The following is a 16,855-nucleotide window of genomic DNA, read 5'->3' as shown; positions in this document are numbered from 1 at the left end:
TGCATATTAGTTTGGCAAAACACAAAATGTCATCAAATCAGACTAAAGAACAGCAGGAGTAGCCATGAAAAAATTATTAATGATTGGCTGGAAAACGCTCATGAAACCGAGTGGTTATTACAGCTTAGGAGCTTTGGTTATCGGTGGCTTTGTTGCGGGTGTTATTTTTTGGGGTGGTTTTAATACCGCGCTTGAATTTACTAATACTGAAGAGTTTTGTATTTCTTGTCATTCAATGGAAAGCAATTCTTATGAAGAGCTGAAAACTACTATTCATTTTAGCAACCGATCAGGCGTGCGCGCTACTTGCCCTGATTGCCATGTTCCACATAAATGGTCCAACAAAATAGCCGCTAAAATTCGCGCATCAAAAGATGTATGGGGTTGGGTTTTTGGTACTGTTAATACTCGCGAGAAGTTTTTAGTGCACCGTAGAAGTTTAGCTGAAAACGAATGGCGTAGGCTTAAAGCCAATGATTCTTTAGAGTGTCGTAACTGTCATAACTTCGACTACATGGACTTTACTGAACAAAGTGATCGGGCTGCGTACCAACACTCTACTGCCTTAGCAAGCGGAGAGAAAACCTGTATAGATTGTCATAAAGGTATTGCTCACCAATTACCTGACATGAAAGGTGTTGAAGGTTGGTAATTTTTAGCTAAATAGCGATAATTTAAACCAGTGCTTGTCACTGGTTTTTTATTGCCTGCTACTTTTTATTAGTTATTTTTTATTGCTTAGTAAGCACTCCATCAACAAGTTTTAAAATCACATAGTGAAATATACCGATACTAATAGCTAACCTAGGAAAACCTATACTTGTGCCGGTTATAAAGAGCTAGTCAGCGATTAATGTAAGTTTTATACCTACTTAGCTTACCTTAATCGCTCTGTAATGATTCGTGCATTTTTTGATTTTTTTTGTAACGAGGCATTGAAAATAGCCATTATCTTACCTATGTTAAGCAATATACATTGAAATGTTTTACCAATAGCAACATAAGGTCAAGCCAATGATAAGCGATATTAACAATAACTTCCCCGATGAAGCAAGTTCAGATGAAAACGTTGAAAAATATAGCCTTAACGGTATTTCCTTGGCTGAAAAGCACGCCCAAGCGCAAGCACAAAAGAACCTATTAGCGCGTAAGCGTATTGATGAGTTGCGAGAAAAGAAACGCCTTAAAGATTTACTGGATGATAGTGAAGATTGGTAAGCAATCGCTAATGATGGTTCATTTTTATATAACTTTGCTATGAGCCAAAGATAACCTCGGCATAACCTTGCAATAACATCAGTTAAGCATAAAATAACCGCACACCTTAACACTCAATCACTTTTAAATATTATGACGTTATTTGAAAAACTACGCTGTCTATTCACCTTTGGTCAAGGCGTCGCCCTACCCCTTCCTGAAATTTCCGAAAACACAACCCCGGCACAGTTATTTGAGCAATGGTTTGCAGATGCCAATAAATCAGGAATATTATTACCTGAAGCCATGTCAGTTAGTAGTTGCAGTGCCGATGGGCAACCTAGCTCTCGTATGGTTTTGCTTAAAGATTATGATGATGAAGGTTTCGTTTTTTACACCAACTACGCCAGTCGTAAAAGTAATGAACTTGTTGACAACAATAAGGTAGCCTTATTGTTTCATTGGAACGTTTTACAACGTCAAATTCGTATTGAAGGCACGGTAGAGAAAATATCCGCGCAAGAGTCTGCTGATTACTTTCATAGCCGAGACAGAGGTAGTCAAGTTGGCGCTTGGGCGTCTAAGCAGAGTCAAAAGCTAAAACATGATAGTGAACTAAAAGATCGAATGAGCCATTACCAGGAAAAGTTCGCCGAAGGTGAAGTTCCCCACCCTGAATTTTGGGGCGGCTGGCGCGTTAAACCGCACGCGATTGAATTTTGGCAAGGTCGAGCCAACCGTTTACATGACAGGATATGCTTTGAAAAACAAGGTGATAACTGGCAACACCATAAATTACACCCTTAATAGAATGCAAAGGCTTAGAGAATTATTTAGATTTTCTAAGCCTTATAATAATGAAGCTAATATTTATAAAAAGGCTGTTAAGACTTAGCTGCTGGGGTCACGCTAGGTTTTTGGCAATGTGGTCGATTACCCGTTTGATAATACTTCATCGACACTGGTAAATGTTCGGTTAGTTGCTTGATACGTGTTTGGTTAGATGGATGGGTTGACATAAACTCAGCTGGAGCATCTTTACTTAACTTCGCCATGTTTTGCCAAAGTTTAATACTGGCACTGGGTTCAAAACCCGAACGCGCCATCAGATCTTGGCCGACAATATCAGCTTCACTCTCATGTGCTCGCCCATAAGGCATAATTACGCCATATTGTAGCCCGACACCTAGCCCTGCCATCCACAAGCCTTTATTTTCTACATCAGTCATACCTACTGCTACCGTTGCTGCAGCCATGCCCATATTTTGTAGCTTGTTAGCTGATAAGCGCTCATTAGAATGGTGTTCAATGACATGACCAACCTCATGACCAATAATGGCAGCTAACTGATCTTGGTTTTCAGTGACCTTTAAAATACCGGTATAAACACCAATTTTACCGCCAGGTAAGGCAAAAGCATTAACTTGTGGGGAAGCAAAAATAACCACTTCCCAGTTACCTTTATGAACTGATTTAGGCACATTTTTGGTGATAGCCTTAGCCACACACTGGACAAAGTCGTTGGTCGCTTTATCTGTACTAATTGGGGTTTTCGTTTTCATCTCTTCGAATGAAGCGGCGCCCATTTTATCAAGCTCGCTATCTGAAAATAGCATCACTTGTTTGCGACCAGTGCTCGAACTTGTACAGGCAGTAAGTGCAATTAATGCGCTAAGCATAATGAGGGGAAGTTTCATGGGTAACTTATATTATCCGTAAATTGTAAGTAAGGGTATTTTATGACGATGACTAGCAAGATACTAGTCAGTTATAGCTTTTAGTTACCTTATACCAATTCCATTAAATTATTGATCACTTGTGCTGGTTTAAATACGCCATGTCAGCGTTGCTCTCAATCCCAATAGCTAGCTATTGCTCAATCGAGCGCCTTGCCCTGATTTATTTTTCCTATACACAACAAGATCACAAACTTAATGAAACTGGTATTAGCTCGAAATTTCAATAAAACACAAAGCTAAGAAATAAAAGCCTAATAAACAAAAAACCGAGCAAGGCTCGGTTTTTAATGGGTATTGCTTGTTAAATCACTTTAGCTACTTAACCGCCCACTAGAGCCAACAAAACCCCAGCAGCAACAGCTGAGCCAAGCACACCAGCAACATTGGGTCCCATAGCATGCATTAGTAAGAAATTATGCGGATTTGCTTCCAAACCAACTTTATTGGCAACACGTGCCGCCATTGGTACAGCAGAGACACCAGCAGCGCCAATAAGAGGATTAATAGGAACTTTAGAGAACTTATTCATGGTTTTAGCCATGATTACCCCTGAAGCAGTACCAATGGAGAAAGCCACTGCGCCTAATCCTAAAATACCTAAGGTTTCGACATTCAAGAACGCTTCAGCACTTAACTTGGAACCAACACCTAGACCTAAGAATATAGTAGTAATATTAATAAGCTCATTTTGCGCGGTGGAACTTAAGCGATCAACCACACCCGACTCTCGCATTAAGTTTCCTAAACAAAACATACCGACCAAGGGTGTTGCTGCCGGTAAAAAGAAAATAGTCATTAACAAGACACCTAATGGAAAAATAATTTTTTCTATTTTAGTGACTGATCTAAGTTGCGCCATTTCAATTTTACGTTCATCTAACGTGGTTAATGCTCTCATGATTGGCGGTTGGATAATAGGTACCAAAGCCATATAAGAATAAGCTGCCACTGCGATTGCGCCTAATAAATCTGGTGCTAATTTCGAAGCAAGAAATATTGCGGTAGGGCCATCTGCGCCACCAATAATAGCAATAGCTGAAGCATCTTTAAGGGTAAACTCTATACCTGGGACATAGTTTAAGGCGATAGCGCCAAACAAGGTAGCAAAAATACCGAACTGCGCTGCTGCGCCTAAAAGCAAGGTTTTAGGATTAGCGATAAGGGCACCAAAGTCCGTCATCGCACCAACGCCCATAAAGATAATGAGTGGAAAAATTCCCGTATCAATACCTGCATAGTAGATATAATGCAATAAACCACCGACTTCTGAAAAGCCTGACAATGGGATATTGGTTAAAATAGCACCAAAGCCCATTGGTAATAATAATAATGGTTCAAAGTTTCGAGCAATGGCTAAATAAAGCAGGCCGCAGCCCACTAACATCATCACTACTTGCCCTAACTCAAAATTTGCTAAGCCAGTTGAAAGCCATAATTTAGTTAATGAATCCATGATAACTCCTATGAAAAGCTAAGCAAGGCATCACCAACGGCAACTGAGTCACCTTCTTTGGTAAATATCGATACAATTTCGCCAGCCGTAACCGCGCGAATTTCAGTTTCCATCTTCATAGCTTCCATAATGATAACGACATCATCCGCTTCAACATGATCACCTTCCCTTACCAAAACTTTGAAGATGTTACCTGCTAATGGCGCATTTAGCGTTTCTTCTGCAGAGATAGACGCAGATTGTTTCATCGCATCATCACCGGCAGGAAGGGTTATCGAATCAATAGAGCCACCAGGCGCAACGATTACATCATAAACCTTACCATCAACACTCACGGCATAATTTTCAGTTGCACCTGTACTAGCATTGTCTGCGACAGTTTTTGCCTTAGTACTAGCTTTAGTTGGGATAGGTTCAAAAGCTGCAGGATTATTGCGATTTTCTAAGAATTTCAAGCCTATTTGCGGAAACAATGCATAGGTTAATACATCATCAATAATTTCATCCGCTAAGCTAATGCCTTTCTCTTTGGCTAGAATTTGTAGCTCTTCTGATAATTTATCAACTTCAGGGTCAAGTAAATCAGCCGGACGACAAGTGATAACTTCTTTACCGTCCAATACTCTTGCTTGTAATTCCAAGTCAACTGGCGCAGCTGTTGCACCATATTCACCTTTTAACACCCCAGCAGTTTCTTTTGTTATCGATTTATAACGCTCACCGGTTAAGATATTAAGTACAGCTTGTGTACCAACAATCTGTGACGTAGGAGTAACTAGAGGGATATAACCTAGGTCTTTACGTACCTTGGGTATTTCAATTAATACTTCATCAAATTTATCCGCCGCGCCTTGCTCTTTTAACTGGTTTTCCATGTTAGTTAACATGCCACCAGGAACTTGCGCGGTTAAAATTCGGGCATCAACACCTTTTAAGCTACCTTCAAATTCAGCATATTTTTCTCTTACATCACGAAAATATGCAGCAACTTCTGCCATTTTTTCAACATTGAGCCCTGTAGCCCGAGGACCACCTTCAACAATCGCAGCAATGGTTTCTGTTGGAGAGTGACCATAAGTCATGCTCATTGAAGAAATAGAGGTATCAATTACATCAATATCACTGTCGATAGCCTTCATTTGCGTGGCAAGACTTAAACCTGTGGTCGCATGACAATGCAAAGCAATAGGTAGAGCAACCGTCTCTTTTAACTTACCAATCAACTCAGCTGCATCATAAGGTTTCAATAATCCTGACATATCTTTAATACATAAAGAATGAGCACCCATGTCTTCGATTTTTTTCGCCATCGTTAACCAACCGTCCAAGCTATGTACTGGGCTCTCGGTGTAACTTAGCGTACCTTGGGCATGCGCGCCGACTTTAACTGCGGCTTTAATAGATGTTTGCAAGTTACGAACATCATTCATGGCATCAAAAATACGAAACACATCAATACCATTGATATGAGCACGCTCTACAAATTTTTCAACTACGTCATCAGCATAATGGCGATAACCTAGAATATTTTGGCCACGAAATAACATTTGCTGTTTGGTTTTAGGCATCGCTTTTTTAAGGGCACGAATTCGTTCCCAAGGATCTTCACCTAAATAACGAATACACGAATCAAAGGTTGCTCCGCCCCACGACTCAATTGACCAATAGCCAACCTCATCAAGTGTCGCAGCAATAGGCAGCATATCGGCTAAGCGAAGCCTGGTGGCTAAAATTGACTGATGCCCATCTCTTAAGACTACTTCGGTGATACCTAATGGCTTACTCATGTTTATGCCCTTTAATCTAATTTTTAATTATAATGGTGAAGAAGAGTTTCAATTTTTATCAAGATTATTTATCTTGGCCATGTTGGCTACGATAGCGTTTGACCGCTCCGCTAATTGCAGCAACAACTGCTGGTGAAAAATCACCATGAGGTTTACTGTGGCTCTTGCTCTTTTTATTAGCGCGAGAAGACGATGCGACAATAGGATCCGGAAATTTTATTGCCAGTTTTGCCAGTACTGTATTAATAAATATAATTAACATACTTAAAAATACAAATACAAATACCATTCCGGCTAACATTAGGGTGCCAGCTTCAATAAACTGCTGCTGCATATTGTCCATTATTTATTCTCATTCAAATATCTTATAATTAGAATAATCACTCCAATAGCTACATTGCAAACAATTTTATTCAATTTCATAAAAATAACTCACCGTCAAGCCCTTAAATGGCGAATATTCACCATATATACAGAAATATACAGAAATATACGGAGCACTTTGCATACTTGTAATATTGTATACATTATCAAATCCATGAATATAGGCATTCAGCAAAAGATAAAACGCAATAATATACAATATACACAACTGGACGCACCACCCATATTATGGAATATATATACGAAACTATTGGTAGTTAGTACAAAAAACACGGACAAAAAACAACACAAATTAAATAACAAACATTTACTTTTACCACCAAACGGCGTTCATCCTAATGATGAGCCTCATAGAATGCCCACGAATAAAGCAAACTGTTCAGCTAAAGAACATGGCTAGCGTTGAGTTAAGATCCGGCAACAGAATAAGGAAATTAATATAGCCGAACTTCCATTTGTCGTAGGCCTACGCAGGGCTATTCAGGCAAGTAGTATTAATACATTTCTACCTGATTAGAAACGAAAAAAGCCCCACCTGTTAAGGAGGAGCTTTCGATATGGTGGGCGCGGCAGACATCTACCTACAAGAGAAACCTGCGACTGTACAGTGACCCATCGTAGCCAACGTTCCATATAGATAAGTCTATCCAGCTGAGCTACACGCCCCACATACTTTAATTAATTTGTAGATATCCAGAAACGAAAAAGCCCCACCTAATTAGATGGGGCATTCGATGTGGTGGGCGCGGCAGGAGTCGAACCTGCGACCGCCTGGTTCGTAGCCAGGTACTCTATCCAGCTGAGCTACGCGCCCACAATAAACTATCTTTTATATCTTAGTCTAAAGATAGTGAACTTTCGTTCTACACAACCATAATTTCTCATAAGAAAAATAATGGCGGAGAGGGAGGGATTCGAACCCTCGATCCGGCTACAAACCAGATACTCCCTTAGCAGGGGAGCGCCTTCGGCCACTCGGCCACCTCTCCAATAATTACAAATAATAAGGAACTCTAAAAAAACCTTATTACCCGCGATTAACTCTCTTCATTCTAAATGACTCAAGTGATGCTTTATATTAAGCAATATCACCTTTGACTTTATAACGAAAAAAAACCCCACCAATTAGGTGGGGTTTTCAATGTGGTGGGCGCGGCAGGAGTCGAACCTGCGACCGCCTGGTTCGTAGCCAGGTACTCTATCCAGCTGAGCTACGCGCCCTCATTAGCTATATTTTATATCCTAGTCTCAAGATAGTGAACTTTCGTTCTTCACAACCATTATTTATCGTAATAAAAGTAATGGCGGAGAGGGAGAGATTCGAACTCTCGAACGGATTTAAAGCCGTTACTCCCTTAGCAGGGGAGCGCCTTCGGCCACTCGGCCACCTCTCCAATACTTTACCTTTTCATTGTCAAGTTCCAATGCGTTTAATAATAAAACGCGTTAGAAAAGAACTTTCATCTGGGATAAACCAGAAACCCTTTTAACAGGAAGCTCTTCGGCCTCTCGGCCACCTCTCCAACGGGGCGAATAATAAGGGATTCTAAAAATAAGTCAAACAATTTTTAGTATTTAATTAGGATTTATTACTGTTTGCTGACAATTCATCCGATTGTATTGTTTTTTAATCATTTACCAAGCATATACATAAAAAAACACCGCCTTAGCAGTGTTTTGTTAGCTGTTATATATAACGTAATATATAACGCTTCTCAGTAAAGTCTCTAATAATCAACTAAAAAAGCAGTGATTAGTTAGACCTTGTTACCTGAAACTTCAGCATCACCTTTCTCAGCTTGAATACGCATGTAAATTTCTTCGCGATGCACTGAGATTTCTTTTGGCGCATTAACACCTATTCTTACCTGATTTCCTTTAACGCCTAAAACAGTTACGGTGACTTCATCACCAATCATTAAAGTTTCGCCTACGCGTCGTGTTAATATAAGCATGTTTTCTTCCTTATCCTTTAAAGTGAGATCACTAAATAAATATATATAAGCTAGTAATATATTAGAATTAGTTACTTTTTAATCCATCCACTATAACTAATAGTCAATTTTCGATAAAAAGTCATTATTCACTAAAAACACCATATCCGATGATAGTTTTCAATGAAGCTTCGATAATAGGCAACAAGTAACTTTGTTGCTACATCTATCTTTCATATTTTAGCAATAATTCCATATCCTTGAATACTTTTATAGTCTATTTTTACTACCGATCCTGTAATCAATTGCAATATTTTGGTGTTTATTTGTACATCACAACAAATAAGCCCCTGCCTCCATGGGCATTTTCATTTTTATAACATGAAATAAAAACAAAAAAGGAAGCAAATGCTTCCTTTTATATTCCCTTTAAATCAGTAGTTAATTACTACTAACCATTTTATCTAGCGTTTAAGCGAGCTTTTCTGTTAACCATGCAGATACACTAGCAAGGGCCGGTGTGATGTTCTCTGGCTGGCTACCACCTGCTTGTGCCATATCTGGACGGCCACCGCCTTTACCACCCACTTGTTGGGCGACCATATTAACTAGCTCACCGGCTTTAACACGGCCAACTAAGTCTTTGGTTACACCAGCGATCAAGCCCACTTTCGGGCCATTAGCCGTTGCTAACATGATAATGCCTGATTGCATTTTATTTTTAAGTTCATCAACCATGCCACGAAGTGCTTTGCTCTCCACACCACCTAGATCAGCAATTAAAACTTTAACGCCATTAATGTCTATAGCATCATTAATTAAATCAGAGCCAGCTTGTGCAGCTAATTCCTGTTTAAGTTGTCCGATTTCCTTTTCAAGCTGCTTAGAGCGACTAACTAGCAGCTCTACTTTGTTACCAACATTAGCCACATCACTTTTAACCAGCGCGGCAATATTCGTTAAAGAGGCGCTCTGTTGATTAATAAAGTCAAGTGCCCCGGTAGCTGTAACAGCTTCGATACGACGAACTCCTGCAGCAATACCAGATTCAGAAACAATTTTTAATAAACCAATATCACCGGTTCTATCAACATGGACACCACCACAAAGCTCTATTGAAAAATCGCCAAGGGTAACTACGCGTACTTCATCATCATACTTTTCACCAAAGAGTGCCATAGCACCTTTTTCTTTAGCTTCTTCTATGTACATAGACTCAGTTTTCTTTGCGTGGTTACGACGAATTTCATCATTAACCATTTGCTCAACCGCATGTAACTCTTGTGCTGTAACACCTTCAAAATGAGAGAAGTCAAAACGTAATTTATCACTATCACATAATGAGCCTTTCTGAGTAACATGTTCACCCAATACTTTGCGTAATGCTGCATGTAATAAATGTGTTGCGGTATGGTTTTTAACGATAGCAGCTCTGCGCTCAACGTTGATTTCAGCTTTTACCCTACGGTTTAAGCCAATATCTGTCCGTGCAGTGCCTCTATGGGCAAAAGCATTACCTAATTTAATCGTATCGGTTACTTCAAACACATCACCGTCTAGGTGTAATAAACCACTATCACCTGCTTGCCCACCTGATTCAGCATAAAACGGCGTATGATCTAAAATAACAATGCCCTGCTCACCAGCATTTAATTGCTGAATCGGCTCTTGATCTTGGCTATTAAATAACTCAACCACAGTCGCTGAATATGAGTCATTGTCGTAGCCTTTAAATGCTGTTTTGTGATCAGATTTAAGCTGTTGATTATAATCAGTACCAAAGTTACTCGCTTTTTGTGCGCGTTCACGTTGCTGTTTCATCGCAGCAATAAATCCGTCTTGATCAATTTTCAATTGACGTTCACGAGCAATATCAGCGGTTAAATCAGCTGGAAAACCATAAGTATCATATAACTTAAAGACGTCATCACCCTTGATGGTATCGCCAGATAAATTAGCTAAAATATCTTCAAGTAAAATCATGCCACGATCTAGAGTACGACCAAATTGCTCTTCTTCTATACGTAATAATTTTTCAATGATTGCTTGTTGCTGGACTAACTCAGGATAGGCTTCACCCATTTGTCCGATTAACGAGGCAACTAATTTATGGAAGAAATGATCTTGAGCTTCTAATTTATGACCATGGCGAATAGCACGACGAATAATACGACGCAGTACATAACCACGACCTTCATTTGATGGCACAACACCATCAACAATTAAAAAGCTACATGAACGAATATGGTCACTAATAACACGTAATGATTTATGTTCTAAATCGCTACAACTAAGTAGCGCAGCGGTATCTTTAATTAATGCTTGGAAAATATCAATTTCATAGTTGCTATGCACATTTTGCATAATAGCTGAAATACGCTCTAAGCCCATACCAGTATCAATAGAAGGATTAGGTAATGGCTCCATAGTACCGTCACTTTGACGGTTATATTGCATAAAGACTATGTTCCAAATTTCAATAAAACGATCACCATCTTCATCAGGCGAGCCCGGTGGTCCACCAAAAATATCGGCACCGTGATCAAAGAAAATTTCCGAACAAGGTCCACAAGGACCGGTATCACCCATTGACCAGAAGTTATCTGATTCATACTTCTTATCCGCTGATTTATCACCAATGCGGATTATTTTATCTTCTGGTACACCAATTTCATCTTTCCAGTATGAAAAAGCCTCTTCATCTGTTGCATATACAGTAACCAGTAGTTTTTCTTTTGGTATGCCTAGAACAACAGTTAAAAACTCCCAAGCATAACCAATAGCATCTTCTTTGAAATAATCACCAAAGCTGAAGTTGCCTAACATTTCGAAAAAAGTATGATGACGCGCAGTGTAGCCAACATTTTCTAAATCGTTATGTTTACCACCTGCTCGCACACAACGTTGTGCTGAGGTTGCTCGGGTATAACTACGCTTTTCAGCGCCTAAAAATACATCTTTAAAAGGCACCATACCGGCATTGGTAAACAATAACGTGGCATCATTACCTGGTACTAACGAGCTGCTTTTAACTATTTGATGTTGTTTGGTGGCAAAGAAATCTAAAAATGCCTGACGGACTTCGGCGGTGCTTTTAATCATGGGATACTCAACAAATCGATTTAGGTCTATTTAAATTCTGGGTTTATGCTAATTTTGGCGCTATTTACGTGCTGTAATTTAGTCTAATACCGCAAAGATTTCATCACTGGAATAACCACGGGATGGTAAAAAACAAAGCTGCTTGGCTTGTTTTTCTTTTGCTGCTTTTAGTCAAGCTTACTATTAATGCTTTCATCAATAGAGTACTTGGCGCCAAAACGCTTATTATACCCAAGCTCCGCTTGAAGATACCAATCAATTTCACAACTTTCACGCAATTTTTGGATAATTGTTGTGCAGACACGCTTTTGTTTCAGTTTGTTAGCGATAGAAAGCCAAGCATAGCCAGGGTTAGCTTGGTATAGACAGCCGTTGCTAGCAAAAACATCAGCATTGAAATAGCTTTTTCCAATAAGCGTTTAATAGCCATATCAATTGCGGTGAGGGAAGTTGCCATGCTGATAAGCCAACTGCGTAAGCTTATGCCGTTTGGTTCAGGTCTATCTGTGCTTGGCTACTAAAAACTAGAGTGAAAGTGACAACTGAAGGCTTTCACTTGGGTTGTCAGCAAAACCTAAGGTTAAGCCGACGAGGCGGATGCCACGCTTATTTGCTCGACTATAGGCTTTTGACAGTAAGCTATAAAACAGGGCTTGTTGACAGGCATTACTCTGGGTTTCAACAGTAGTTTGATTAAAATCGGCAAACTTCAATTTCACCCCTTGCCTAATGATTTCCCTATTACTGTGTGGTGCTAATCGAATTAACAGTTTTTCATATAAGGACTCAATAACAAGCTGGCACTCATCTTGGGTTGATAAATCTTCCATCAAAGTAGTTTCAATGGCGAGTGACTTTCGTTGCCGACTGACCTCTAGAGCTCGATTATCGACACCATGGGCTTTTAAATACAAACTATTAGCAAATTTACCGACAATATTCTGTAATGCTCTTATATTACTTTGACGTACATCCGCGCAAGTGACATAACCATGGCGATTGAGCTTTTCAAAAGTTTTAGGTCCAATACCCGGTATCTTCTTTAGCGATAATTGTTCAACAAAATTCGCGACTTTATCAGGGGTGATTACACATTGGCCATTAGGCTTATTTTCGTCGCTGGCAATTTTAGCCAAAAACTTATTCGGGGCAATGCCCGCTGAGGCAGTCAAGTTAAGCTCATTAAAAATATCAGCTCTAATCTGTTCAGCAATAAGCGTGGCACTGCCCTGACACAAGGTTGCCTCAGTGACATCAAGAAAGGCCTCATCTAGGGATAAAGGTTCAATAAGGTCGGTGTAGCGAGAAAATATTTCTCTGATATGTTTAGAGGCTTCTTTGTACACATCCATGCGACCATGAACTATGGTCAGGTTTGGGCAAAGTTGTTTTGCTTTTATGGCAGGCATGGCAGCACGGACGCCAAATTTACGTGCTTGATAGTTACTGGTACACAAGACACTACGAGGGCCATCGCCACCCACTGCCAGCGGGATATTTCGATACTCAGGAAAATCTCGCATTTCAACGGCAGCATAGAAGCAGTCCATATCGATATGAATTATTTTTCGCTGATTACTCATTTACCACCCACCACCAGGACAACTGTATACAAATACAGTATACTGACTTTGTGTGGCTTAGCAAATGAGTTGAATAGAGTGCTTGATGCTTAAAGTCGCATTTATACCGTACTAATTAAGCTCAGGCGAGCCCAAAGCGGGTACTAAGACATCAAACAAGGCGTCAATATGATCGTCGCGATCATTTAATGCAGCAATATAATGGTATTGCTCACCACCAGCATTGATGAATATTTCCCGGTTTTCATGCTCTAATTCTTCTAGTGTTTCCAGACAGTCACTACTAAAGGCAGGGCTTAGAATGGCAATATGTTTATCACCTTGTTGCGGCAGACTCGCTAATGTTTCATCGGTATAAGGTTGTAGCCATTGCGCTTTACCAAAACGAGATTGAAAAGTAGAGATTATTTCATCTTCTTTAAAACAACACTGCGAGGCTATCTCTGTCGCTAATAATTGTTGCTTTAACAAGTCGGTTGTTTGTAAACAAAAATCATAATAAGGATCACCCCACTGGCGAAATAGCTCGGGCATACCATGGTAAGACAATACCAATTTATCCGGCTTACCATGCGCTTTAACATGTTCAACAATAGTATTAACTAACGCCTTAATATAAAGCGGGTTGTGGTGGTAGGTGTTTAAAAAGTAGATTGATGGCACATAGCGCCATTGTTGCAGCTCTTTACTTAAGGCATCAAAAGTCGAGCCCGTTGTTGGCCCTGCATATTGTGGGTACAAAGGTAACACCACTATTTTATCAACACCTTGTTGCTGAAATTTCTGTAAAGCACTAGCAATTGATGGATTACCATAACGCATGGCGTAATCAACAATAACATTATCGCCATATTGCGCTTTAATTTTCGTGGCTAATTTTTCTTTTTGCGCGGCGGTGGTGGTAAGTAAAGGTGCACCATCTTCTTGCCAAATACTTTGATATAACTTGGCTGATTTCGCCGGTCTAATACGTAAAATAATTCCGTGTAAAATAAAAAGCCAGAGCAAGCGAGGAATTTCAACCACCCTTCTATCTGATAAAAATTCTCGCAAGTAACGACGTAAAGCACTAGTGCTAGGTTCATCTGGCGAACCTAAATTAGTTAATAACACTGCCGTTGTTGAACTTTGCTTATCGGCAATACCTTCAGCAGAATTACCTTCAACAGTGTTATCTTCAACGGTACAGTCGCTACTTTCTTTCCGTGCACTAAAGCGAGATTTCATTTGGCTTTTTCTTCTTATTTTATATTAATAACCTAGGCTTTTGTTCAAGCAGATTATTCAACGAGTTTATTCACTATAAGCTCAAGGGTTTCAGTGCGGTTTACATCAATACCAAGAGCTTCAGCTTTATAGTCTCCTGACTTAATGCCAACACCACCTTGCATTGAAACAATGGCGTAAACATGCACGTTATCGACACTACCTATAGTATGTTCACTGCTCATGGCTTGACTATTATTTAATACAATAACGGTTGGTAAATCACTGGCTTTCATTTTAACCGCGGCAAGTGGCATACGTTGACCATTTGTTGGTACGGCATAAATAAATACTACGCGGTCTTCGCCTTGTGCTAATTGCTTGGCAATATCGTCAGACAAGCTAACACTCACTTTAAGTTGCGGCCCTGAAGTATCTTTTGCTTCATTTTTTGAGCTAGCCGCCGAACTACTTGCTGAGTTAGCTGCCGAATTACTCGCTTGGTTACCTGCCGAATTACTAGCAAAGTTACCGAGCCTATTTTTAGCCTCAGCCACAGCTTCTGTAAGTGCTTCAATATTCACGCCTTGATTATTGGCATCAATAACACGTTGCCAATAAGTAATGGCACTCTGGTAATTTTCACCAATGAAATTGTGCATACCGAGTAAGATATTAGTTGATGCATCATTTACATCAAGGGCTAATGCTTTATCAATATACTCTTGTACTTGCACATTAATTTGTTGGTCGTTTTTATAATAAAGCGCTTGGGCAATAGCCCCTAATAAATCGGCATGTTCGCCTTCAATTTTCATCACTTGGGTAAAGGCGGCAATCGCTTCATCAAAACTACCCACGGCAACATAGGTTTGCCCTAAGTTATACCAAGCTTCACTATCTTCAGGAGTTGCTTCAATATGCTGTTGCAGCTTTTCAATATGCGCCATCGCTTGAATTTCACGTTGCTTAAGCATTTTATCTGCTGACATCGCTTGTTGCTGGCCATGTCCGGCTGGTAATTCGGTAATGAGTTTATAACTGCCTTGTTTGTTATAGAGCGCCACAGAAAAAATGATAATAAAGACACTCAAGCCTAATGGCCAAAAAGGAGAATATTTTTTACCCATACCGATAGCAACGTTATCTGCTTTAGCTGTGCTTTCAATATCTTGTAACAAGGTATTATCAAGCTCAGCTAGCAAGTATTGATAGTTCTCCTCATCCATCCTATTTTCACGATAATCTTTTTCTATTTCTTGTTTGTGTTCATGATATAAACGGACATTGGTTTCATCACGTAAGTTACCACTAACACTTACTTGTTCTGTTTTCTGTTTAAAGAAAGGTCGCCATACCATTAATAATAATAAAATTAAAAATATAAGGCCGATTACTAAAAATTCCATAATGTTATCTACTACTTATTTGAATGCTTCGAATGCTAACGGTTATTTATCATTTAAAAAGTTTTTAAGCTTATCTTGTTGCTCTTTCGATAAAACCAAGTCACTTTTATCCACTGGCTTTCTGCGCACAATGACAATAACGACAATAATGCCTAACAAAATCAGCACTATTGGACCAAACCATAACACGTAGGTCAACGATGAAACTCTTGGTCGATATAAAACAAATTCACCATAGCGGTCTACCATAAAGTTAACAATTTCACTGTCAGCTTTCCCTTGCTGCAACAACTCATATAGCTCTTTACGTAAGTCAGCAGCAATAGGTGAATTTGAATCGGCTAAATTTTGATTTTGACACTTAGGACAGCGTAGCTCTTTAGTTAACGCTTGAAAGCGAATTTTCGTCACTTCATCATGAAATTCATAAGTATCTACTGGACTAGCCTCTGCCTGATTAACGCTAAAAGCTAAGGTCAAAAAGAGTATAAATAGTCTGGTTAAGCGCATGTTATTTCCCCTGCTTTTTTTCTTCAATGAGCTGAGCAATTAATGGCTCAAATTCGCGTCGCCATACTCGGGTATCAATAGCACCAGCAAAACGTTTACGAATAATACCGTGATGATCAATAACAAATGTTTCCGGCGCGCCGTAAACGCCAAGGTCTAGACCTAAAGTCCCTTCGTCATCAAAAATAGAAAACACATATGGGTCTTCATAATGTTCTAGCCACTGCTGCGCTGCAGCGCGATCATCTTTGTAGTTCAAACCATAAAGTTTAACTTGTGGGTCTTTCCCTATATCAACTAAATACGGGTGCTCATACTTACAAGTTGGGCACCAAGTCGCCCAAACATTAACTAAAACAATATCACCCTTTAGATCTGCCTGGGTTACAACTTGTCCATTATCATTTAGCGTTTTCAGTGAGTAAGCGGGCATAGTTTTGCCCACTAACGCCGACGGCATATCCTGTGGGTTAAGTGATAGGCCACGATATAGCACCACACCTAAAGCAATGACTAAAATCAGTGGCAGAAAACGTATTAACTTGCCCATA

The 16,855-nt window shown here is 39.7% G+C and carries 15 protein-coding genes and 4 tRNA genes; 3 read left to right on the top strand and 16 right to left on the bottom strand.

Translation table 11 applies throughout. The features are described from left to right. Nucleotides 1-64: 64 nt before the first annotated feature. From HRT55_RS08900 to pdxH, 3 genes are all read left to right on the top strand, one after another. Nucleotides 65-652, top strand: coding sequence for a NapC/NirT family cytochrome c (locus tag HRT55_RS08900; RefSeq protein ID WP_291620603.1), 588 nt, complete (start codon nucleotides 65-67; stop codon nucleotides 650-652). 362 nt (nucleotides 653-1,014) lie between these two features. After that, nucleotides 1,015-1,218 carry a PA3496 family putative envelope integrity protein gene (locus HRT55_RS08895; protein WP_291620602.1) on the top strand — a complete coding sequence of 68 codons (204 nt, stop codon included), beginning with the start codon at nucleotides 1,015-1,017 and terminating at the stop codon, nucleotides 1,216-1,218. Nucleotides 1,219-1,350: 132 nt separating this feature from the next. Beyond that, on the top strand, nucleotides 1,351-2,004 hold the full coding sequence (gene pdxH / locus HRT55_RS08890) for a pyridoxamine 5'-phosphate oxidase (RefSeq protein ID WP_291620600.1): 654 nt from the start codon (nucleotides 1,351-1,353) through the stop codon (nucleotides 2,002-2,004). Nucleotides 2,005-2,081: 77 nt separating this feature from the next. Here the strand turns inward: pdxH and HRT55_RS08885 are convergent, their stop codons facing one another. The 16 genes from HRT55_RS08885 to HRT55_RS08810 form a co-directional block, all read right to left on the bottom strand. Then, nucleotides 2,082-2,894 carry a M48 family metallopeptidase gene (locus HRT55_RS08885; RefSeq protein WP_291620599.1) on the bottom strand — a complete coding sequence of 271 codons (813 nt, stop codon included), beginning with the start codon at nucleotides 2,892-2,894 and terminating at the stop codon, nucleotides 2,082-2,084. 361 nt (nucleotides 2,895-3,255) lie between these two features. Continuing rightward, a complete protein-coding gene (locus tag HRT55_RS08880; RefSeq protein ID WP_291620598.1) occupies nucleotides 3,256-4,389 on the bottom strand; it encodes a sodium ion-translocating decarboxylase subunit beta in 1,134 nt (377 codons plus the stop codon). Nucleotides 4,390-4,397: 8 nt separating this feature from the next. Further along, nucleotides 4,398-6,176: a sodium-extruding oxaloacetate decarboxylase subunit alpha gene (gene oadA, locus HRT55_RS08875; protein WP_291620597.1), complete on the bottom strand. Its 1,779-nt coding sequence runs from the start codon at nucleotides 6,174-6,176 to the stop codon at nucleotides 4,398-4,400. Nucleotides 6,177-6,240: 64 nt separating this feature from the next. Further along, entirely contained in the window at nucleotides 6,241-6,519 is a 279-nt protein-coding gene (locus HRT55_RS08870; RefSeq protein WP_291615335.1) for an OadG family protein, read from the bottom strand. 778 nt (nucleotides 6,520-7,297) lie between these two features. Next, nucleotides 7,298-7,374, bottom strand: a tRNA-Arg gene (locus HRT55_RS08865). Between the two features lie 82 nt (nucleotides 7,375-7,456). Then, a tRNA-Ser gene (locus HRT55_RS08860) sits at nucleotides 7,457-7,549 on the bottom strand. A 155-nt stretch (nucleotides 7,550-7,704) separates the two neighbouring features. Next, nucleotides 7,705-7,781: transfer RNA gene (locus HRT55_RS08855), tRNA-Arg, on the bottom strand. A gap of 81 nt (nucleotides 7,782-7,862) precedes the next feature. After that, nucleotides 7,863-7,954, bottom strand: a tRNA-Ser gene (locus tag HRT55_RS08850). Nucleotides 7,955-8,317: 363 nt separating this feature from the next. Continuing rightward, nucleotides 8,318-8,515: a carbon storage regulator CsrA gene (gene csrA, locus HRT55_RS08845; protein WP_057179906.1), complete on the bottom strand. Its 198-nt coding sequence runs from the start codon at nucleotides 8,513-8,515 to the stop codon at nucleotides 8,318-8,320. Between the two features lie 450 nt (nucleotides 8,516-8,965). Next, nucleotides 8,966-11,596 (bottom strand): alanine--tRNA ligase, encoded by a 2,631-nt coding sequence (gene alaS, locus HRT55_RS08840; RefSeq protein WP_291620596.1) that lies wholly within the window; start codon nucleotides 11,594-11,596, stop codon nucleotides 8,966-8,968. A gap of 313 nt (nucleotides 11,597-11,909) precedes the next feature. After that, on the bottom strand, nucleotides 11,910-12,053 hold the full coding sequence (locus tag HRT55_RS08835; protein ID WP_291620595.1) for a hypothetical protein: 144 nt from the start codon (nucleotides 12,051-12,053) through the stop codon (nucleotides 11,910-11,912). Between the two features lie 67 nt (nucleotides 12,054-12,120). Beyond that, nucleotides 12,121-13,179, bottom strand: a complete 1,059-nt coding sequence (dinB, locus tag HRT55_RS08830; RefSeq protein WP_291620594.1) for a DNA polymerase IV — start codon at nucleotides 13,177-13,179, stop codon at nucleotides 12,121-12,123. Between the two features lie 111 nt (nucleotides 13,180-13,290). After that, nucleotides 13,291-14,406 (bottom strand): ferrochelatase, encoded by a 1,116-nt coding sequence (gene hemH, locus HRT55_RS08825; RefSeq protein WP_291620593.1) that lies wholly within the window; start codon nucleotides 14,404-14,406, stop codon nucleotides 13,291-13,293. A gap of 53 nt (nucleotides 14,407-14,459) precedes the next feature. Then, entirely contained in the window at nucleotides 14,460-15,794 is a 1,335-nt protein-coding gene (gene ccmI / locus HRT55_RS08820) for a c-type cytochrome biogenesis protein CcmI (protein WP_291620592.1), read from the bottom strand. A gap of 42 nt (nucleotides 15,795-15,836) precedes the next feature. Then, nucleotides 15,837-16,304, bottom strand: coding sequence for a cytochrome c-type biogenesis protein (locus HRT55_RS08815; RefSeq protein WP_291620591.1), 468 nt, complete (start codon nucleotides 16,302-16,304; stop codon nucleotides 15,837-15,839). Nucleotide 16,305: 1 nt separating this feature from the next. After that, nucleotides 16,306-16,854, bottom strand: coding sequence for a DsbE family thiol:disulfide interchange protein (locus HRT55_RS08810; protein ID WP_291620590.1), 549 nt, complete (start codon nucleotides 16,852-16,854; stop codon nucleotides 16,306-16,308). Between the last annotated feature and the right edge of the window lies 1 nt (nucleotide 16,855).

The organism is Colwellia sp. (assembly GCF_013214175.1).
In the GTDB taxonomy this organism is placed as follows: Bacteria; Pseudomonadota; Gammaproteobacteria; order Enterobacterales; family Alteromonadaceae; genus Colwellia.
Note: the sequence above shows the minus strand (reverse complement) of the source record. Positions and strands in the feature narration are given on the sequence as shown.